The organism is Citrobacter sp. Ct235, from assembly GCF_030332305.1.
In the GTDB taxonomy this organism is placed as follows: Bacteria; Pseudomonadota; Gammaproteobacteria; order Enterobacterales; family Enterobacteriaceae; genus Citrobacter_A; species Citrobacter_A telavivensis.
In genome coordinates this window covers 182,394-203,682 of the sequence record NZ_JAOWIC010000043.1, presented here as the reverse complement: position 1 = coordinate 203,682, position 21,289 = coordinate 182,394, and the positions used below count along the sequence as shown (strand labels likewise).

The window sequence follows — 21,289 nt, the reverse complement described above, 5'->3', positions numbered from 1 at the left end:
TTGTGGCGAAATCAGACCAGTAGCTTATGCTGAATTATGTTAGGTAAATATTTATGCCTGTTACGGAGTACGTTTTAAATAGCATAAACAGCTTTAAGGAGAAGAAGATGAAAAAGACTGCCGCAATTATCTCTGCATGTATGCTGACTTTTGCCCTGAGCGCCTGTTCCGGTCCGAACTATGTGATGCACACCAATGATGGTCGTAGCATCGTCGCGGACGGTAAGCCGAAAACCGATGATGAAACCGGGATGATTTCGTACAAGGACGCTAATGGCAACAAACAGCAGATCAATCGTACCGATGTGAAAGAGATGGTCGAGTTGGATCAGTAGTCGCCAGATATCAGGTAAAAAAAAGCACCGCAAATTGGCGGTGCTACATTAATCACTATGGACAGACAGGGTAAATGTACAGGAAGTGAAAAAGGGTAGCGTTGCTACCGTGGTCTGAATCGCAGACCAATTGCAAACACAACAACACAACATCACAACCGTAAGCCAAAAGCCCACCAGAACACGCATTCCGATAAAACTTTTCGTTCCGGCTCAGGAAGTGCCGCCACTATAGGTATTTGCTGGTAGTTCCTCAACGGACAAATTATAATGGCTCAGATTAAAAAAACTAATAGGTTACATAGTGTAGCTTAATTGTTAAATTCTTTTAACATCAAAGTTTAAAAGCCATGTCAAAACGACTTCCACCGCTGAACGCATTACGTGTTTTTGATGCCGCCGCACGGCATCTGAGCTTCACCCGCGCAGCAGAAGAGCTTTTTGTGACGCAGGCCGCAGTAAGCCACCAAATCAAGTCACTTGAGGATTTTTTGGGACTGAAGCTGTTTCGTCGACGCAACCGTTCTCTTCTTCTTACCGAAGAAGGGCAGAGCTACTTCCTCGACATAAAAGAGATTTTTTCGCAATTAACCGAAGCCACGCGTAAACTTCAGGCGCGGAGTGCAAAAGGGGCGCTGACGGTCAGTTTATTGCCCAGTTTTGCGATTCAGTGGCTGGTGCCACGACTCTCTAGCTTTAACTCAGCTTATCCGGGAATTGATGTCAGGATCCAGGCGGTGGACCGTCAGGAAGATAAACTGGCGGACGACGTCGACGTGGCGATTTTTTATGGCCGCGGCAACTGGCCTGGGCTACGCGTAGAAAAATTGTACGCCGAGTATCTGCTGCCGGTGTGCTCGCCGCTGCTGCTGACGGGGGATAATCCCCTGAAATCACCCGCGGATTTGGCTTCGCATACTTTGCTGCATGATGCCTCACGTCGTGACTGGCAAACCTATACGCGACAGTTGGGGCTGAATCACATCAACGTGCAGCAAGGGCCTATCTTTAGCCATAGTGCGATGGTGCTGCAGGCCGCTATCCACGGACAGGGCGTTGCGCTGGCGAATAACGTGATGGCGCAGTCAGAAATTGAGGCGGGACGACTCGTCTGCCCGTTTAATGATGTGCTGGTCAGTAAAAATGCATTTTATCTGGTTTGTCATGACAGTCAGGCAGAACTGGGTAAAATAGCCGCGTTCCGTCAGTGGATACTGGCGAAAGCGGCCACGGAACAAGAGAAATTCCGCTTTCGTTACGAACAATAACTTACTTAGGGTATTACCATGACCAGCCGTTTTATGCTGATTTTTGCCGCGATCAGTGGCTTTATTTATGTCGCTCTGGGGGCTTTCGGTGCGCATGTCCTGAGCAAAACCCTCGGTGTGGTTGAAATGGGCTGGATCCAGACCGGCCTGCAATATCAGGCGTTTCATACGCTGGCTATCTTCGGGCTGGCGGTGGCGATGCAACGCCGGATCAGCATCTGGTTTTACTGGAGTAGTGTTTTTCTTGCCCTGGGCACGGTGCTGTTTAGCGGTAGTCTGTATTGCCTGGCGCTGTCTCATCTGCGCCTGTGGGCGTTTGTTACCCCTGTCGGCGGCGTCAGCTTCCTGGCAGGTTGGGTGCTGATGTTAATTGGCGCCATCCGTTTGAAGCGTAAGGGCGTAGTTCATGAATAAGGTTGTGTTGTTGTGTCGCCCGGGCTTTGAAAAAGAGTGTGCCGCCGAAATTACCGACAAAGCAGGGCGTCGGGAGCTTTTCGGTTTTGCTCGCGTCAAAGAGAACGCGGGCTATGTCATCTATGAGTGCTATCAGGCAGAAGACGCCGAAAAAATTATCAGCGAGCTGCCGTTCAGTTCACTGATTTTTGCTCGTCAATGGTTTGTGGTCGGCGAATTGCTCCAGCATTTGCCACCGGAAGATCGCATTACGCCGATTGTTGGCATGTTGCAGGGCGTGGTGGAGAAAGGCGGCGATTTGCGCGTGGAAGTGGCAGATACGAATGAAAGCAAAGAGCTGATGAAGTTCTGCCGCAAATTTACGGTGCCGTTGCGAGCCGCGCTGCGCGATGCTGGCGTTCTGACGAATTATGAGACGCCGAAGCGCCCGGTAGTGCACGTCTTCTTTATTGCGCCGGGCTGCTGCTATACCGGCTACTCCTGGGCCAGTAACAACTCGCCGTACTATATGGGCATTCCACGCCTGAAGTTCCCGGCCGATGCGCCAAGCCGCTCGACGCTGAAGCTGGAAGAAGCGCTGCACGTGTTTATTCCGCAAGATGAGTGGGATGAGCGTCTGGCAAACGGGATGTACGCGGTGGATTTAGGGGCCTGCCCCGGCGGCTGGACCTATCAGCTGGTCAAACGCAATATGTGGGTGTATTCAGTCGATAACGGCCCGATGGCGCAAAGCCTGATGGATACCGGGCAGGTCACCTGGCTTCGCGAAGACGGCTTCAGGTATCGCCCCAACCGCAACAACATCTCGTGGATGGTGTGCGACATGGTTGAGAAGCCGGCGAAAGTGGCGGCGCTGATGGCGCAGTGGCTGGTCAACGGCTGGTGCCGGGAAACCATCTTTAACCTCAAGTTGCCGATGAAAAAACGCTACGAAGAGGTTTCGCAGAACCTGGCCTATATCCAGGCGCAACTCGACGAGCACGGCGTGAATGCGCAGATTCAGGCGCGTCAGCTGTATCACGATCGTGAAGAGGTGACGGTGCACGTCCGCCGCCTGTGGGCAGCGGTCGGTGGGCGTCGCGACGAGCGCTAGCGTCTGCTTTTGTCTTTTGCAAGAGTAACCACAGCGCCGTCAGGCGCTGTTCTTCCCATCAGTATTTCTTATTTTCATCAGCATTAATCCGGCCTGAGAAGGGGATACATCAATATTAATATCATTAAAAAGCTAATTATTTACTTTGGCATGCATAATTAATACTTTAAAGATAAAACGCTGGTTTGTGTAGTTTTGAATGGACAAAACACTGAATGTTGCCATGGAATAAGATATTCATGTATCCATCAAGGAATGTTATTAGACTGATGGTCATATAAACGTCCAAAAAAATATAAAGTCGATAATGTTTATATTGTCCTAATTTTCTTTTATGTATTGCGTTCGTCAGATCTTGCTGATAATAATGATTATACGTTTTCCCGGTCAGATTTGTTACCTGGCCGAAAAACAGACATTGTATTGAATGTGAATAATAGTAGTACTATGCATTTTTTGATGTTCTGAAGAAAACGTAACGTTAAATGCCATGATATGGCAAGTTAAATTTCCAGAGCTTAATGGCTAAAAACATTAGGTTGGCATTATTATACCAAGGAGACAACATGTCAAAGGTAATTAAATTCTCTCTGCTTGCTATTGCTATCTCTGTGATTTCTGGTTGCACAGGTAGTGTCTATAACAAACAAAAAAATTGTGATTACGATTATTTGTTACACCCGGCAATTTCTATTTCTAAGATTATTGGTGGCTGTGGTCCTGTAGATCAGTAATCCTGTCTGAGCCAACCGCTCTGGTTGGCTCAGCATCTGTCTTACCCACGTAAAGTCAGCACACTCTGAGAAATCATTCTTTTATCCAGCAGATCAATGCGTAAGTACCACGTTACTATGACACAGTAAAAACTCAACTTTTACCTGAATTTCATTGATTGAAACTGATGATGTGAAGAAAAGGGTGACGTGTTATAATTTCGGTCTAATGACTTAATTATTTATCTCGTCTTGTCAGCGAAGAGCAATATTGACGGAAATCGTTTCATCGGGGAGATGAAGGCGTATTTCACCTTCCGACAACCATTCCACACGCCAGGCAATTACCTCTGTTGAACCCACACGATCTGGGGTTGAAATCAAAAAGAAGATTGCTATCTTTATGTGTTTTTAATGTTTTTTTCTTGCTTTGTATTTTACAGGGGGAGTTGAGTTAATGAACTATTTTAATTTAATATGTTAAATAATAATTTTATGGTTAATTATTCTTATGATTGTTTCTAACGCGTTAGATGATATTGTCAGGGACATTGCCACTGTAGCGAGAGTAATGACTTTTATTTGTTGAATGTGATGATCTGATTACATCGACGTACTGTCCGACACAATATGCGTTACGTCATCCAGATGCCCGAGTCGGGCTTCTCCTGAGCGATTGAATTTACTCTTATCGATCAGCAATAGCGACTGCGACGCGCGTTTCAACAGGACCGATTTGAAATCGGCGTTAAAGGTGCTGGAATCCCATAGTGCGCCGCCGCCGTCGATCCCTTCGCAGGAAAAAATAAACAGGTCGATCTCAAGGGATTTGAGCTGCGAAATGAGCGCAGGATTGACGTAACAACCATGCTTGCGCTCGAGTCTGCCGCCGGAACTGATGAGTTGAATATGCTGGCGCTTACCGAGTTCCTGGCAAATGGGCTGGCTGTTGGTAAAGACCTGTATATTGATATCCGGCAGTTGCCGAGCCAGATACCAACAGGTAGAACTGGCATCCAGCGCAATGACCATGCCTTCTTCAATCCAGCTCAACGCCTTTCTGGCGATATCGGCTTTATGCGCGTAATGGCTCTTCAGGCGCATATGAAAGGGATCGCCGCTGTCCGGATTTTCCCGCAGGATCCTTTTTGCGCGCCCGTGGTTGCGCAGTATTTTGCCTTGAATCTGCAGTTCGCTGAGATCGCGGCGGATGGTCTCTTTACTGACGCTGAGCTGAACGGCCAGTGTCTCCGTGGTCAGGCTTTTATACTGACTGAGCAGATCCACGATCGCCTGCTGACGTGCCGCTTTCATCTCTTATCACCTCTCAATCAAATGCCCCAACCGCGATTGAGATTACGGTGTTACCCCTTTTTTTAAAAGAATATTCCCGTACTTTGCGCACTCGCCGGTGATGACAATCGCAAAAGCCTTTTGCGCACGATCGTAGAAGGCGAAGCGATCGATACGAGTAATCTCCGGACACGGCGTCTGTGCGGAAAGTGCATCGCGATAGCGCGCTTCAACGCGCGGGTCGAGCGTGTCGCCTTCGACGGCAGCCATCATGACCAGCGGTGGCGCATAGCTGTCGAGCTCAAACAGCGGGATCACGGCTCGCAGTAAGTCGCTGACGCTGAGACCATCGGCACGGATCACCTGCGGTCCCATGCTGTGCGCCGGGAAGTGCGCGTCTGAGAAAATAATTTCATCGCCGTGCCCCATTTGCGTCAGAACTTTAAGCAGTTCTGGTGAGATGAGAGGAGAAATGGTTTTAAGCATATATATTCCTTTACTCTGTGCGGGGATAGAAATAACGGTACTGGTAGCGCACCTGTTCTCTGGCCTGCTGCGGACTGGAAAACGCGCCGATGCCATACCAACCGTACATCGCCGCGCCGGCAACGGTGGTTTCCGCGTCATCCAGCACCTTGATAGGGATCTCAAGAGTATTGGCCTTGATCTGATTCCACAGCGCATTGCGGCTCCCGCCGCCGACCAACAGCAGTTCCGTCGCGCGGAACTGACCAATTTTTTCCAGCGTATGCAGGTTATGTCGCAGTTGCTCCGTTAATCCTTCCAGCGCCGCGCGATAGAAATGCGCGCGGGTGGTATTGAGCGTAACGCCTCGCCAGCCTGCGTTTGCAGAAGAGAGCAGTTCGCACTGCATCTGCACGCCATCGGACCCGGCAGGAATCGCTTGCGCTTGTGCAATCAACGTTTGCCAGGGGGTTTCGGGTGTCCACAGTAGCTTGCGCACCCATTCAAGTACGCCGGAAGCAAGCCACTGCATGCCAGGATTATAAAGTCCTGACTGGCTGTCCAGTTCACAGGTTGAACCCGCATGTCCGCTCAATAGCGACGTATCAACCCTCGCGCTACGCACCATCAGGATCTCCCACGTGCCGGAAGAGAGAACCGGTTCGTCTTGCTCCGCGCCGGCGCCAAACAGCGCAAACTGGGTATCATGTCCGGCGGAGATCACGGGAATTCCCGGCGGGAGACCGAGTATCGTTGCCATAGCAGGCTGTAGCGAACCTGTCTGTTCACCCGCCTCTACAAGTCGCGGGAAGAGCCGTCGCGGCAGTCCTGTGGCCTGTAAAATATCGGTACTGAAATCCCGCTGCTGGATATCCAGCATCTGGCTGGTGCCAGCCATGGTGATGTCAGTGGTGAATTCGCCGGTCAGACGATGATTAATGAGTGAAGAGATGAACAGCCAGGCGTGGGCCCGCTCCAGCAGCTGTGGGTAATTTTCTTTAAGCCATATCAGCTTGTACAGCGTGTTGAAGCTAAATGCGCCGACGCCGGAAAGGGTCTGAAGTTGACGCGGCGACATAAAACGACGGATGTTTTCCATCACCGAGGCGGTGCGTGGGCATTTCCAACTGATGATGGGGTAGAGTAACTCGCCGCGTTCATCGACCAGCGCGCCGTCAACGCCAAAAGTGGTGACCGTGATGCCGCGGATCCGACAGACCGAGAGTTCAGCGGATAGTTTCTGGCAGCACTGTGCAAAACGTTGCAGGATGGCATCCAGCGACCATTGGTGCCAGGCACTGTTTTCTGCGGCAATCTCGCTGGCATTGGCAACCGCAGCACGGGCGACAATGTGTCCCTGACAGTCGACGGCAATGGCCCGCACGTTTGTTGCGCCACAGTCGAGAACCAGGATGATTTCATTTTTCATTATGACTCCCGTTGCCGGATGGCACCGCGCTTATCCTGTCTACACGTTGTTTACCCGTAGGCAGGATAAGCTGTCTCAGCGTCGCCATCAGGCAATTGCGCAATGCTTAACGTTTATACAGTGGCCCGTAGTTCTGACAGGCGCGGTAATCCTGGCCTTCTGTATCCATACCGTGCGCGGCCCAGGCGGAGGGGCGGTAAATTTTCGCCTCTTCCACGTTGTGCATGCAGACCGGAATGCGCAGCATGGCGGCGAGGGTGATAAAGTCTGCGCCGACGTGGCCGACGGTCAGGACGCCGTGGTTCGCGCCCCAGTTAGCCATCACGGAATAGACGTCGGAGAATGGTCCTTTACCGGTAAGGCGTGGTGCAAACCAGGTGGTGGGCCAACTGGAATCGGTGCGTTTGTCGAGGGTGTCATGCACCGCTTTCGGCAGTTCGACGCTCCAGCCCTCGGCAATTTGCAGTACCGGCCCCAGACCTTTGATGATGTTCACGCGGGTCATGGTGAACGGTACGCCGCCTTCGGTCAGGAAGCGTGATGAATAGCCGCCGCCGCGGAAATATTCATGGATAGCCGGACACCACTCGGTGGCCGCCAGGCAGGCGTCAGCCTCCTGCTGTGTCACCTCCCAGTGCGGTTTCACCGTCGGTTTTCCTTCGCTGTCGCGCTGTTTACAGGTACCATCCAGCGCGGCGGAACCGGAGTTGATCAGATGGATAATGCCGTGTTCAGCACGTCCGGTCAGCGCTTGGCCCGTCACTCGTTCAACCGCTTCTGGCGACCAGTAGGTACGCACATCGGCAAAGACCTGTGCGGTGCCGGTCAACTGATGTCCAAGCAGCATGGCGACGCCGTTCAGACTGTCGTTTTCGGTGGCGACCACAAACGGTTCGCGCACGCCGTTCCAGTCAAACGAACTGTTCAGCAACGCTTCGGCGGTATCGCCGTTGGGGTATTGATCGGTCCAGTGACGTTGCCCCTGAAAGCCCGCGGCAATCGCGTTATAGCCGAGTGACTCTTCCACGCGTCCCTTTTCTGCCAGCTTAGGGTTCCCTTGCATCATGTCGCGAATGCACATTGCCATCAGCAGGCTTTCCCGCAGGATCGCCCGGCTTTGTTCGGCGTTACGCTGATACTGTTTAGCATTTTTATCTTCGCCATAGCGGAAGTGTTTATCCGCCCATGCCAGCGCCATTTCCAGCTCGGCTTCGTCATAGATTTTTTGATCGATGCGACGACGTAGCTCGGTCATATCGACGGACTGGACCTTCATCCCCAGCCAGGACTCAAAGAAATGATGATCGACGATGGAACCGGCGATCCCCATCGACACTCCGCCCAGAGAGAGGTAGCTTTTGCCCTTCATGCTGGCGACGGCGAGTCCTGCCCGGGCGAAGCGCAGCAGTTTTTCCTCAACATCGTCCGGGATAGACGTATCGCCGGCATCCTGTACATCCTTGCCGTAGATGGAGAACGCAGGGATCCCCTTTTGGCTATGCGCCGCCAGCGCCGCAGCCAGGTAAACCGCGCCCGGGCGTTCGGTGCCATTAAAGCCCCAGATGGCTTTCGGACGTAGAGGATCCATATCGATGGTTTCGCTACCGTAGCACCAGCACGGCGTCACGGTGATCGTCAGACCGACATTCTGACGACTGAATTTTTCCTCACAGGCGGCGGATTCCGCCATTCCGGCAATACAGGTGTCGGCAATAACACATTCAACCGGCGTGCCGCAGGCGTAGCGCAACTTCTCCGCCAGTAGGGCTGCAGTCGCCTTTGCCATATTCATCGTCTGTGCTTCCAGTGATTCACGAACGCCCATTCGGCGTCCATCAATGACCGGACGAATACCAATTTTCGGTAGGCTGATCTTCTTCATTCGGGGTTCCTCATCTCACGTATTGGCGCGCTGCTCAGGCGGATGAAAAGAGCACCAGCGCAGCAGGCGGCTGAAACAGATAAAATTGCTAACTCGAGTTAGCTTAGATATTGGTGTGTTTTTTACACAACTTTTTTCTGATGGGATTGTGAGTGGCTTCACGAGAAGTGGTTAAAATTCGATCTGCATCAAATAATTCAGAGGCAGTCAAATTTATTAAAATATTTAAAATCAAATAATTAGAAATAAATGTCTGTCCGGTATCACAGTTTTAACCCAAATGATTTGGCTATTTTTGGTGGCTAAAATAGCTTTAAAAGGGCAAATCGCTAACTCGAGTTAGCAATATCTGGCAACATATCGACGTGACGTATACGTGTTTTCAGGAAGTATTCACATTCATGGTGACGCTCGCTCCCTGAGAATGCACTTCGCCTGATTCACTGCCTGCAGTTTCTGATTATTGAGGAAAGCAGCAATGTCCGAAACATTTTTACAGATGAATCATATTACCAAACGCTTTCCCGGCGTATTAGCGTTGAGCAATGTGAACTTTACTCTTCGCAAAGGCGAAGTGCATGCGCTATTAGGCGAAAATGGTGCAGGAAAGTCCACGCTAATGAAAATTTTATCCGGTGTTTATCAACCGGATGAAGGGGATATTATATTTGAGGATCATCCTGTGTCATTCAGCGATCCGCTCAGTGCGCAAAATGCCGGGATCACTATTATTCATCAGGAATTTAATCTCTTTCCGGAATTAACCGTGGAAGAAAATATCTTTATTGGCAGAGAGTTTTGTAAAAATAACCGTTGGCGACTGGATGAAAAGCAACAGCGACAGGCGGCAAGCGAGATTTTGCAGAAATTAAACCTGAATATTTCGCCAGAAACGCTGGTGGCAGACCTGACGGTGGCACAACAGCAGATGGTGGAAATCGCGAAAGCGATTTCCGTCAATGCCAAAATCCTGATTATGGATGAACCTACGGCGGCGCTGACGGAAACGGAAATAGAAAGTTTATTCCAGGTGACCCGGTTGCTTAAAGCACAGGGAACCGGGATTGTCTACATCTCGCATCGTCTGGAAGAACTGGCGCTGATTGCCGATCGCGCGACGGTTATGCGCGACGGCCAGTACATTGATACCGTTGATTATGAAAACGTGAAGATAAGCGACCTGATTGCGATGATGGTCGGGCGTGAATTGGGAAACATCTATCCTCGCCGCGAAGCGCGGGCACATCAGGAACCGGTGCTGGAAGTCAGCGGCCTCACGCGCAAAGGCGTTCTCAATAACATCGACTTTACGTTGAATCGGGGAGAGATCCTGGGTTTTGCCGGTTTGATGGGCGCCGGGCGTACGGAACTGGCGCGGGCCATTTTTGGCGCCGATCCTATCGACAGCGGGACCATTACGCTGAACGGCAAGGTCATTGTGATAAAGAGTATTTCTGACGCCATTGCGCAAGGTATTAGCTATTTAACCGAAGATCGCAAAAAAGAGGGGCTGGCGCTTAATTTGTCCGTTGAGCGCAATATCATGTTGGGGAATTACCCTGAATACGCCGACCGTTTTGGTAACGTTGATTCGAAACGCTGCCAGCAAACAAGTGAAGAACAGGTCAGGGCGCTCAGAATTAAAACACCGCACCTTCAACAGGCGGCCCTGAATCTGAGTGGGGGAAATCAGCAAAAAATAATTATTGCCCGCTGGGTGTGTAAAGATACCGATATTCTTATTTTTGATGAACCCACCCGGGGAATTGATGTCGGCGCAAAATTAGAAATCTATGAATTAATGAATCGTCTTGTGGCGAAAGGGAAGTCGATCATTATGATTTCCTCGGAATTACCGGAGGTTCTGGGCATGTGCGATCGTATCTTAGTCATGCGCAGTGGTCGTATTACCGGAGAATTAACTGCTGATAACGCCACCCAGGAAAAAATCATGCAATATGCGACGTTAGAGGATTAAATCATGACCATCTCTGTAACCTCTTCAGACAGCAATAATAAGAAAATAAAAATTAATAAAGAACTTTTAATGCGCCTTGCGCCGCTGTTCAGTTTGATTATTTTGGTTGTCTTCTTCAGTTTCAGTTCGCCGTTTTTCTTTAATACCGAAAATATTATGACGATTGCGCTGCAAACGTCGGTTATCGGCATTATGGCCATTGGCGTCACGTTTGTGATTATTACGGCAGGAATCGACCTCTCCTTAGGGTCAGTGGTGGCGTTTTCCGGCGTTGCGGTGGGCATCTGCGCGACACTCGGACTGCCCCTGCCGGTCTGCATTCTGGCCGGCGTGCTGGCCGGGGGATTATGCGGCTACGTGAACGGTTTGCTGGTGACCAAAATGACGATCCCGCCGTTCATCGCCACGCTGGGCCTGATGATGTCCGTCAGGGGAATCAACATGGTGATGACCGACGGCCGCGCCATCTATTTTGCCGATTACCCCACCTTTAAATTGCTGGCGCAGGGACGTTTATTCGATGTGCTGCCGTATCCGGTGTTCTATCTGGTGATTGTCGCCCTGGTTGCCGGTTACATCCTCAAGAAAACGGTGATTGGTCGCTACGTCTATGCCGTGGGCAGTAATGAAGTGGCGGCGCACCTTTCCGGGATCAAAGTCCAGCGCGTCAAAATTTTTGTCTATGCCTTTTGCGGGCTGTTGACTGGCATTGCCGGGGTGATTCTGGCCTCGCGCCTGAACTCCGGTCAGCCAACGGTCGGCGTTGGTTATGAACTGGAAGCCATCGCGGCAGTGGTGATTGGCGGCACCAGTCTGATGGGCGGGATTGGCACCATCGGCGGCACCATCATTGGCGCATTCATTATGAGCGTATTGAAAAATGGCCTGAACCTGATGGGAGTCTCCCAGTTCTGGCAAATGGTTGCGATGGGGGTTGTGGTCGTCGCCGCCGTCTATCTCGATACATTACGCAAAAAGATTCGTTGATTTACGCTCCCGGCAGTCACGGGGAACACTGACCCTGACGTTAAGGGTGACACACTTACAACGGAGTACCACAATGAAAACCAGGCATTTTGTCTACGCGTTATCCCTGCTGGCGTGCATCACGTCCAGCGCGTTAGCGAAAGATTTGAACCTTCCGGTCATCAGTAAAGGTTTCCAGCATGAATTCTGGCAAACCGTGAAAATGGGGACGGAAGCGGCGGCGAAAGAGTTGGGCGATAAAACCAGCTATGTCGGACCTGCGGACGAAACCCAGATTGCGGAACAAATTCAGCTGGTTGAAAACGCCATGGCGCAAAAACCGAACGGCCTGCTGCTGGCCGCGCTGGATGCGAATGCGCTTGCTCCGCTGGTGGAAACGGCAAATTCACGTGGCATTAAGGTTGTCACCTTTGACTCTGGCGTGAACTCCGATATTCCAGTCAGCTTTGTCGCGACCAATAACCGTAAAGCTGGCGCTGAAGCGGCAGATGCGCTGGCGGCGCAGGTGAATAATAAAGGTAAGGTCGGCATTATCGCTCACGTCGCCGGAACGTCATCGGCGATTGAGCGCTCGGAAGGGTTTATCGCCCGCATGAAGGAAAAGTATCCGGATATCAAGGTGCTGCCCGTGCAGTACAGTGATGGCGATCCGCAAAAAGCGATGGATAAGACCATTGATATGATTCAGGCCAACCCCGATCTGGCTGGGATCTATGGCACCAATGAAGGCTCAACGCTGGGCGTCGCTAACGCTATCGACAGTCAGAATCTGAAAGGGAAGGTGAAAGTCATTGGTTTCGACAGTACCGAAGCCATTATTAACTTCCTCAACACCGGGGTTATCCAGGGCTTTGTCGTCCAGGACGCTTATCAGATTGGTTATCAGGGGATCAAAACCCTGAATGCCGCGCTGTCCGGGCAAACGGTCGCGAAAGAGATCGATATCCCGGTGAAATTCGTCAGCGCTCAGAACATCAATACGCCAGAAATTGACAAGCTGTTACATCCTTTCGGCAAGAAATAAACAGGCAGGGGGCGGCGTCTGCGCCCCCGCTTAGCTGGTGAGATCAACAGCGTGCGCTTAACCGACTGATGCGGTAAGACAAAAGTGTAAAATGCTTTTATGATTGTCAATTGACGCGTGGACGGTGACTGGGGCACATATATGGCTAAAACAGTAGAACAGATAGCCAGCGACCTGAATTTATCGGTGACAACCGTGAGACTGGTGCTAAACGGAAAAGCTGAACAGTATCGGATCAGCCTCAAAACGCAAACGCGTATTAATGAATATGTTGAGCGATATGGTTATGTGATTAACCATTCCGCCCGCAGTCTGAAGCTGAATAAAACGGATACGCTAGGTCTTATCGTACCGAATATTTCTAACGTCTTCTTTGCCACGCTGGCGGAGAAACTGGAGCAGCGCTGTCGCCGCTCCGGTTACCAGTTGATGATTAGCTGTACCTATGATGATGTCGATTACGAAAACAAAATAACCAAGGCTTTAATTGCCCGTAATGTGGACGGCCTGTTTATTGTCCCGTCGACGTTAGAAAACCAGCAGCATCATTTACGTCAGGTGAGAAAACCGATGGTATTGCTGGACCGTGATTTTAAGTACACGGATAACGCGCTGGTGGAAAGTCACAATATTTCAGGCGGTGAACAATTAACCCAAAATCTACTGGATGCAGAAAAGCTGCCGATCTGGTTTCTGGTCGGCGACACCGGTTTGCCGAGTATCAGCGATCGTCTGTCGGGCTATCTGAATGCGCTCAGTAAAAAAGGGATTCATCACCGCGACTGGGTGCGTGAAGGACCGGTGAACACCCCGGAAGGGGGATACCAGATCATGCAGGCGCTGATCGACGAAGTGGGATGCCCACAGGCGTTTATCGCCTCGTCGTTACCGGTGCTGGAAGGCGCGGTAAGAGCCATCCGCGACCGTTTTGGCGTCATTCCACCCGAGATCAATATCGGCACGTTCGACGAACATCCGATGCTGGGATTTCTGTCCAATAACGTGTGGTCAATGCAGCAGGACGAGAATGCCTGGGCGGAAAAAGCCTTCGCGATGATGCTCAATGCCATTGAAGATCGTCCCGTCCATGAGACGGTAAAAGTGGAAATGAAATTAATTAAGCGCTTAAGACAAAAATAATACGCGCGACAAAAAGAGCGTTATCAGTCATTGAACCGATTACCCCGGAGAACTGAGATGGAAAGAACTCGTTTATCTCGAGAAATTATCGAAACCTGTCTGGAAATGACGCGCCTGGGTTTAAACCAGGGGACCGCGGGAAATGTGAGCGCGCGTTATCAGGGCGGTATGCTGATTACCCCGAGCGGTATCCCTTATGAGCGAATGACCGAACAGATGATTGTCTACGTGGATAACGACGGCAAATACGAAGAGGGGAAATTACCGTCCAGCGAATGGCGTTTTCATCTGGCGGCTTATCAGACTCGCCCGGAGGCGAATGCGGTTGTGCATAATCACGCCATTTACTGTACTGCGGTGTCTATTCTCAACCGACCTATTCCGGCAATCCATTATATGATTGCGGCGGCGGGGGGAAATTCTGTTCCCTGCGCGCCTTATGCTACCTTCGGAACCCGCGAGCTCTCTGAACATGTCGTCGTGGCACTGAAAAATCGCAAAGCCACGCTGTTGCAACATCACGGTTTAATTGCCTGTGAGGCGAATCTGCAAAAGGCGCTGTGGCTGGCACATGAAGTAGAAGTGCTGGCGCAACTCTATATGAAGACGCTGGCGGTGGTGGATCCGGTGCCGGTGTTATCCGATGAAGAGATCGCCGTTGTGCTGGAGAAGTTTAAAACTTACGGATTACGCATCGAAGAATAAGCGGCGGAGAGTCCGTCGCTGTTTGTGTGTCGGGTCAGACGGTCTGCGCCATCTGGCCCTAACACTACCGCGTCAGGCGTAACTGTTGCAGGTTACCGTCAAGATGCAAATCGGTTTGCAAACGCGCGATATCACGGCACAGGAATGCCATCTCCTGGTGAGCTTCCAGTTTCTTGCGCCATTTATTCGGCACCTCATCCAGATGCGCGTAGAGACCTTCCAGCGTTTGAAACTGCACCAACAGTTGGGTTGCGCTTTTCGGGCCAATACCGGCGACGCCTGGCACTTTTGAACTGCTGATCCCCGCCAGTCCCCAGTAATCCGGCAACTGCTGCGGTTGAACGCCAAACTCTTTTTCAATGAAGGGTGCATCCAGCCAACGCTTCTGAAAGTAATCACGAATGCGTAAGGTTGGGGAGAGCAACTGACAATAGCCTTTGTCAGTCGATACGATGGTGGCCTGATGGCCCGCTTGCGCAACTTTTACCGCCAGCGTTGCTGCCAGGTCGTCGGCTTCATTGCCGCTCGACACCCAACACGCGACGCCTCGCTGCTCGAAGGCAGCACGCAGGGCGGGCATCTCATTGTGCAGTTCGTCAGGCATGGGGGGGCGACCGGCTTTGTAGTCCGGAAGGCGTTGATGACGCCAGCCGCTGCTCCGCGCTTCATCATCAAACACCGCCACGGCGTGAGTGGGCTGACTGTGGACAATCAACTGATCAAGCGCGTGCAGACAGGTCTGCGCGCAGGGCGACCCCTGAACGGCGTGGATCCGGCGAATTAAATTGAGCGCGTCGACGATGAGCAGATGGACAGCCACGGTGTTCTCCCTTACCAGTCAGCGTATAGGGTAACATTCACCGCAAATTGTGGCTAATGTCAGGAGTCAGTCCGTAGGTCTGATAAGCGTAGCGCCATTAGGGAAAACAAAGCCGGATAAGGCGCATGTGCCTTATCCGGCCTACAGGCAGGTCTTAATCGCAGGTGACAATCTTCATGGCCAGGCCGCCGCGAGAGGTTTCGCGATACTTGGCATTCATGTCTTTGCCGGTTTCATACATGGTTTCGATGACTTTATCGAGGCAGACGCGCGGTTCACTGGTGCGACGCAGCGCCATACGCGCCGCGTTGACCGCTTTGACGGAAGCAATCGCGTTACGCTCAATGCACGGTACCTGAACCTGGCCCGCAACCGGGTCGCAGGTCAGACCGAGGTTATGTTCCATGCCGATTTCCGCCGCAATACACACCTGCGTCGGACTGCCGCCCAGCAGTTCTGCCAGACCGGCTGCCGCCATCGAACAGGCCACGCCGACTTCACCCTGACAGCCCACTTCCGCGCCGGAAATGGAGGCATTCATCTTGTACAGTGAGCCAATCGCGCTGGCGACCAGCATATAGCGCGCCAACGAGTTAGCATTCACTTCGCGGATGAATTTGTCGTAGTAGGCGAGGACTGCCGGCACGATACCGCAGGCACCGTTCGTTGGTGCGGTAACCACGCGTCCGCCAGCGGCGTTCTCTTCATTCACTGCCAGCGCGAACATGTTGATCCAGTCAACAACCGCCATCGGATCGGTGGTGGTTTTGTCACTGCTTACCAGCATACGACGCAGCGCCGCAGCACGGCGTGGTACGCGCAGTTTTCCTGGCAGTACGCCTTCGGTGGTGATGCCGCGCTCAATGCCGCCGCGCATCACGTCCCAGACGTTAGCAAAGTGCTGTTCCAGCTCTTCTTTGCTGTGCAATGCCAGTTCGTTTTGCATCATCAGGCCGGAAAGAGAAAGCCCGGTTTCCTGGCAGTGTTTCTGCAGATCGGCAGCCGATTTGTACGGATACGGTACGTTGACCGGCGCACTGTTCGGTAAACCGAAATGTTCTTCATCAACGATGAAACCACCGCCAATAGAGTAGTAAGTCTGGCTGTAGAGAACGTTATCGCCCGCCAGCGCGGTAATGCGCATCCCGTTCTCGTGCAGAGACAGGTTATCAGCATGGAAATTCATGCACTTATCAACCGGGAATTCGACTTCATGCTGCCCATTCGCCAGCAGCAGCCGCCCGTGGGTGTTCACATCCTGGATAAAGCCCGGGATGGCGTCGATGTCGACGGTATCCGGCAGATTTCCCGCCAGACCCATGATAATCGCGATATCAGTGTGGTGGCCTTTACCCGTCAGCGACAGGGAGCCATACACATCCACCACGACGCGGGTGACATCCGTCAGAATATTGCGGGCAATCAGGTCATCCGTGAATTGTTTGCCGGCTTTCATTGGTCCAACGGTATGTGAACTGGAGGGGCCAATGCCGATTTTGAAAATATCGAATACGCTAATCATAGGGCATCCATTGCGGTTATATCAGGGAGGAAGCGCCGCCCGAAAGCGGCGCTAAAAAACTTAGCTGAACAGGGAGTAGAAAATCGCGGAGATAGCAATCAGACCCATCACGACAACGAACACGTTGCTGATGTGACCGCTGTATTTACGCATTGCCGGTACTTTCTGGATAGCGTACATCGGCATCAGGAACAGGATCATCGCGATGATTGGACCGCCCAGGGTTTCAATCATACCGAGGATGCTCGGGTTCAGGGTGGCGACAATCCAGGTCGTAACCAGCATGAACAGCGCAGTGATTTTGTTCAGTTTGTTGATTTCGATGGATTTGCCTTTACCGCGCAGCGACTTAATCACCATACCGTTAAAGCCTTCACGCGCGCCCAGGTAGTGACCGAGGAAGGATTTAGTGATAGCGATAATGGCGATAATTGGCGCCATCCATTCGATGAACGAGACGTTAAAGTGGTTCGCCAGGTAAGACAGAATTGAGATGTTCTGTGCTTTTGCCGCCGCCAGGTCTGCCGGCGTCAGGCTCAGTACGCAACTGAAGACGAAGAACATAACGGTCAGTACCATCATGATGTGCGCGCAGGCCAGAATTTTGGAACATTTCTTCTCAGCACCCTGACCGTATTCTTCACGTTTCGCCACTGCGAAAGAGGAGATGATCGGAGAGTGGTTGAAGGAGAAAACCATCACCGGAATTGCCAGCCACAGCGTCATCCACAGGCCGTTGCCGGTTGACGCGGCAGTGTCAAAGGACAAGGTTTCCAGCGCCGCACCGCTCCACTGAGGGATCAGGTACACCGCCAGCAGCATCAGCGCCGCAACAAACGGGAACACCAGGATACTCATCGCCTTCACGATCATCTGCTCACCGAAGCGGACGATGGTCATCATCCCGACAATCAGAATCAGCGACAGAATCGCACGCGGCGGCGCAGTCATTTGTAACTGGTGGGTCATGAAGCTTTCAACGGTGTTGGTAATCGCGACGCTGTAAACCAACAGAATTGGATAGATCGCGAAGAAGTAGAGCAGGGTAATCAGTTTACCTGCACCAACGCCAAAGTGCTCTTCAACCACTTCTGTAATGTCTTCGCCCGGGTTTTTGCCGGACAGCACGAAGCGAGTCAGACCACGGTGGGCGAAGAAGGTCATCGGGAAGGCGATAATTGCCATGATGATCAGCGGGATCATACCGCCGACACCTGCGTTGATTGGCAGGAACAATACGCCCGCACCGATAGCCGTGCCATAAAGGCCCAGCATCCACATGGTATCAGTCTTGCGCCATGCGCTTCGTGTTTCAGTCGAAGCAATCGTGCTGGTTTGAATGGTTTCCATCTGTTTCTCCTGGAGGAAGCTAAAAATCAGGAAAAAATTCCTGACAGTAAAACGAAATTCTTGCAATGACGATTTTTATAAAATTTTTAACCGTAGTAATTTGCGGGCAGAAAGATACATTTAACTAATGAATCTATCAGTGATCGCGATCCCAAATGCAATAATCCACTTCTAACAGGGATATGTTTGGATCATTAGTCTGTTAAAAAAACATCAAAGCGAATTTACGCGCGCGAAGGCTAGCATTAACGACATATCGGCTGAAAGTATTGCGAGGTAGATGCGGAGGTTGCGTTGTAAAAAGCGTTGTTTTTGGTGGTTTATGATGACTAAGTTAAATTTAGGCTGATAAAACGCGGTTGCATTAGGTGGGTAATCGTTTGCGTTGCGATAATTTTTGTATGATGTATTAGCTACCTTAATAAAGTAAAGACGTTATCTCTTTGGTAATTATAAAAAAAACGGGAGAGGCAGTAGCCGCTCCCGGTTCATGAAACGCTTTACGCGTCAGGCGCTGATTTCGTAGCAGGGGATATAGGCGGTGCCGGGTAGCTTCATACGGTGCTGCGCGACAAAACCTTGCAGGAGATCGTCCATGCGACGCATCATTTCACTGTCGCCATGGATTTTGTATGGGCCAAACTCTTCAATGGCGCGGATGCCCATTTCCTTGACGTTACCCGCCACAATCCCGGAGAAGGCGCGACGCAGGTCTGCTGCCAGCACCTCAACCGGTTGGTCGGGATACAGCTTCAGGTTGGCCATGTTCTCGTGGGACGGTTCGAACGGCATTTGCAGATCCGGCGTGATACGAATCGACCAGTTGAAGCTGTAGGCGTCACCGGTGTCACGACGGTTCTCTTTGACCAGCGGCATCGCTTTTTTCATCAGACGCGCCACTTCTGCCGCGTCATCAATGATAATGCGGTAATGCGCGCACGCGGCTTCGCCCAGCGTATGCACGATGAACTCATCCAGCACGCGGAAGTAGTCGGCACTCTCTTTCGGGCCGGTCAGGATGAGCGGCAGAACCTGATCTTTGTTCGCCGGGTTCATCAGGATCCCCAGCAGATACAGCAGCTCTTCTGCCGTTCCCACACCGCCCGGGAAGATGATAATGCCGTGGGCGATACGCACGAAAGCTTCCAGACGTTTTTCAATGTCCGGCATGATGATCAGCTCGTTAACCAGCGGGTTCGGTGGTTCAGCAGCGATAATCGACGGTTCGGTCATCCCAATAAAACGGCTGTCTTTATAACGCTGCTGAGCATGACCCACCGCCGCGCCTTTCATGGGGGCTTCCATCGCACCTGGTCCGCAGCCGGTGCAGATGTTCAGCTCGCGCAGACCTAACTGCGTCCCGACGCGTCGGGCGTACAGGTATTCGTTTTCATTAATGGAGTGGCCGCCCCAGCAGACAACCATGTTTGGCGCTTCGCCCACGTGCAGCGCTCTGGCATTACGCAAAATAGAGAACACCAGGTTAGTAATGTGCACGGAGCTTTCGAGATCCAGATGCTGGAAACGACCCGCGTTATGAATCTGACCATTAACAAACAGAATGTCGCGCAGCACAGCAAACAGGTTTGCCTGTAGGGCGCGGATGATACGACCATCGACGAATGCATCTTCTGGCGGGTTGATCAGTTCCAGCTTCACGCCGCGTTCGCGACGCAGCACGTTAATGTCGAAACTTTCAAAGCGGGACAGCAGCTCTTTGCTGTTGTCAGTCAGACTGCCGGAGTTTAAAACGGCAAGCGAACAGTTACGAAACAGTTGATACAGGTCGCTGCTGGCCGTGCGTTTAAGCATATCGACTTCCAGCTGCGACAACATGTCCATTGAGCCAAGCGGGCTAATATGTGTAATCAAGTAAACTCCTTATGGGACGCAAAACGTCATTCCCTGTAGATTACAATAGCCCTGGCTTATGACCTTTCACAACCTTGCGCGTGGAATCCGGCGCGCAAAATGGTGAAATAATTCACTGTCGAACTAATCTGCCGGTTGCCGGAACGAAGTTGGTGTTGCTTCGCCATGGATTAATATCCAGACCGCCACGGCGTGTATAGCGTGCATAAACACTCAGTTTCTCTGGCTGGCAGAAGCGTAGCAGGTCATTGAAAATGCGTTCCACGCACTGCTCGTGGAACTCGTTATGATGACGGAAAGAAACCAGATAACGGAGCAACTTCTCTCTGTCAATTTTACGTCCACGATACTGAATTTGTATGGAGCCCCAGTCCGGCTGATGGGTGATCAGGCAGTTTGATTTCAACAAATGGCTTACCAGCGTCTCTTCCACTACTTTTTCCCCGCTGGCGGCGGACTGCAGAGAGTCAGTGGTGAACTGGTAGTTGTCGATGTCGATGTCCTGAAAATCAATGCAGGTGCCGTGAAAATGCGCGACAGGTTGTCCTTCCAGTTCGTCGAGACGGTACAATGCCACGGTCACATCCCCTTCGGCACAGGCGCGCAGATCGTTTTCCAGCGTCTGTTGTACCGCCTCCCAGGAATCAAACCGCGTCTGGTTGAAGCTGTTCAGGTACAGCTTAAAGCTTTTGGATTCAATCAAATTAACGCTGGTGTAATCCAGTTCAACATGGCCTACCGCCACCTGCGGTAATCCTCTGGCATTCAGCCATGACAGTTCATACAGCGTCCAGATATCGGCACCGTGAAACGGCAGACTGCCTGCTTTTAATCCCAGCGGGTCGCGATTCAAACTGCGGGGTACGCCCTGTAGCAGGCTGGGGTCGTAAAGATCCCGGTAATCGGTTGATTTACCGAGCGTCAGGCCGTCAAGAGCCTGATGGTTTTCATAAGAAGACATGTTTCACCGTCATAAACCAGATACACTATGCGTCAAGT

The 21,289-nt window shown here is 51.6% G+C and carries 19 protein-coding genes; 10 read left to right on the top strand and 9 right to left on the bottom strand.

Features of this window, described 5'->3' with window-relative positions; translation table 11 throughout:
- The first annotated feature begins 107 nt into the window (after positions 1–107).
- The 5 genes from OGY35_RS10115 to OGY35_RS10095 all read left to right on the top strand — a co-directional run bounded on the left by OGY35_RS10115 (position 108) and on the right by OGY35_RS10095 (position 3,844).
- Positions 108–335: a YgdI/YgdR family lipoprotein gene (locus OGY35_RS10115; RefSeq protein WP_042322452.1), complete on the top strand. Its 228-nt coding sequence runs from the start codon at positions 108–110 to the stop codon at positions 333–335.
- Between the two features lie 350 nt (positions 336–685).
- Complete coding sequence (gcvA, locus tag OGY35_RS10110) at positions 686–1,603, top strand: glycine cleavage system transcriptional regulator GcvA (protein ID WP_286632198.1); 918 nt, start codon at positions 686–688, stop codon at positions 1,601–1,603.
- An 18-nt stretch (positions 1,604–1,621) separates the two neighbouring features.
- A complete protein-coding gene (locus OGY35_RS10105) occupies positions 1,622–2,017 on the top strand; it encodes a DUF423 domain-containing protein (protein ID WP_046486574.1) in 396 nt (131 codons plus the stop codon).
- The gene (gene rlmM, locus OGY35_RS10100) at positions 2,010–3,110 is read left to right on the top strand and encodes a 23S rRNA (cytidine(2498)-2'-O)-methyltransferase RlmM (protein ID WP_286632197.1); all 1,101 of its coding nucleotides are present in this window, start codon (positions 2,010–2,012) and stop codon (positions 3,108–3,110) included. The genes OGY35_RS10105 and rlmM overlap by 8 nt, the downstream gene beginning before the upstream one ends.
- A gap of 566 nt (positions 3,111–3,676) precedes the next feature.
- Positions 3,677–3,844 (top strand): YhfL family protein, encoded by a 168-nt coding sequence (locus OGY35_RS10095; RefSeq protein WP_061075167.1) that lies wholly within the window; start codon positions 3,677–3,679, stop codon positions 3,842–3,844.
- Positions 3,845–4,426: 582 nt separating this feature from the next.
- On the opposite strand, the gene fucR is transcribed toward OGY35_RS10095, so the two are convergent.
- From fucR to fucI, 4 genes are all read right to left on the bottom strand, one after another.
- On the bottom strand, positions 4,427–5,137 hold the full coding sequence (gene fucR / locus OGY35_RS10090) for an L-fucose operon activator (protein ID WP_286632196.1): 711 nt from the start codon (positions 5,135–5,137) through the stop codon (positions 4,427–4,429).
- Between the two features lie 42 nt (positions 5,138–5,179).
- Positions 5,180–5,602 carry an L-fucose mutarotase gene (fucU, locus tag OGY35_RS10085; RefSeq protein ID WP_286632195.1) on the bottom strand — a complete coding sequence of 141 codons (423 nt, stop codon included), beginning with the start codon at positions 5,600–5,602 and terminating at the stop codon, positions 5,180–5,182.
- Between the two features lie 10 nt (positions 5,603–5,612).
- The gene (fucK, locus tag OGY35_RS10080) at positions 5,613–7,010 is read right to left on the bottom strand and encodes an L-fuculokinase (protein WP_286632194.1); all 1,398 of its coding nucleotides are present in this window, start codon (positions 7,008–7,010) and stop codon (positions 5,613–5,615) included.
- Between the two features lie 106 nt (positions 7,011–7,116).
- Complete coding sequence (fucI, locus tag OGY35_RS10075) at positions 7,117–8,892, bottom strand: L-fucose isomerase (protein ID WP_286632193.1); 1,776 nt, start codon at positions 8,890–8,892, stop codon at positions 7,117–7,119.
- Positions 8,893–9,370: 478 nt separating this feature from the next.
- On the opposite strand from fucI, the gene OGY35_RS10070 reads away from it, so the two are divergent.
- From OGY35_RS10070 to fucA, 5 genes are all read left to right on the top strand, one after another.
- Complete coding sequence (locus tag OGY35_RS10070; protein WP_286632192.1) at positions 9,371–10,870, top strand: sugar ABC transporter ATP-binding protein; 1,500 nt, start codon at positions 9,371–9,373, stop codon at positions 10,868–10,870.
- Between the two features lie 3 nt (positions 10,871–10,873).
- A complete protein-coding gene (locus tag OGY35_RS10065) occupies positions 10,874–11,857 on the top strand; it encodes an ABC transporter permease (protein WP_152402403.1) in 984 nt (327 codons plus the stop codon).
- A gap of 73 nt (positions 11,858–11,930) precedes the next feature.
- Entirely contained in the window at positions 11,931–12,881 is a 951-nt protein-coding gene (locus tag OGY35_RS10060; protein WP_046486542.1) for an ABC transporter substrate-binding protein, read from the top strand.
- Between the two features lie 141 nt (positions 12,882–13,022).
- Complete coding sequence (locus OGY35_RS10055; protein ID WP_152402405.1) at positions 13,023–14,021, top strand: LacI family DNA-binding transcriptional regulator; 999 nt, start codon at positions 13,023–13,025, stop codon at positions 14,019–14,021.
- Between the two features lie 57 nt (positions 14,022–14,078).
- Entirely contained in the window at positions 14,079–14,726 is a 648-nt protein-coding gene (gene fucA, locus OGY35_RS10050; RefSeq protein ID WP_152402406.1) for an L-fuculose-phosphate aldolase, read from the top strand.
- 64 nt (positions 14,727–14,790) lie between these two features.
- Here the strand turns inward: fucA and xni are convergent, their stop codons facing one another.
- From xni to queF, 5 genes are all read right to left on the bottom strand, one after another.
- Entirely contained in the window at positions 14,791–15,546 is a 756-nt protein-coding gene (gene xni / locus OGY35_RS10045; RefSeq protein WP_286632191.1) for a flap endonuclease Xni, read from the bottom strand.
- A gap of 154 nt (positions 15,547–15,700) precedes the next feature.
- Entirely contained in the window at positions 15,701–17,068 is a 1,368-nt protein-coding gene (gene sdaB / locus OGY35_RS10040; RefSeq protein ID WP_042322507.1) for an L-serine ammonia-lyase II, read from the bottom strand.
- 60 nt (positions 17,069–17,128) lie between these two features.
- The gene (locus OGY35_RS10035) at positions 17,129–18,418 is read right to left on the bottom strand and encodes an HAAAP family serine/threonine permease (RefSeq protein ID WP_046486535.1); all 1,290 of its coding nucleotides are present in this window, start codon (positions 18,416–18,418) and stop codon (positions 17,129–17,131) included.
- A gap of 507 nt (positions 18,419–18,925) precedes the next feature.
- On the bottom strand, positions 18,926–20,290 hold the full coding sequence (ppnN, locus tag OGY35_RS10030; RefSeq protein WP_286632190.1) for a nucleotide 5'-monophosphate nucleosidase PpnN: 1,365 nt from the start codon (positions 20,288–20,290) through the stop codon (positions 18,926–18,928).
- A gap of 112 nt (positions 20,291–20,402) precedes the next feature.
- The gene (gene queF / locus OGY35_RS10025; RefSeq protein ID WP_152402414.1) at positions 20,403–21,251 is read right to left on the bottom strand and encodes an NADPH-dependent 7-cyano-7-deazaguanine reductase QueF; all 849 of its coding nucleotides are present in this window, start codon (positions 21,249–21,251) and stop codon (positions 20,403–20,405) included.
- Positions 21,252–21,289: the final 38 nt, after the last annotated feature.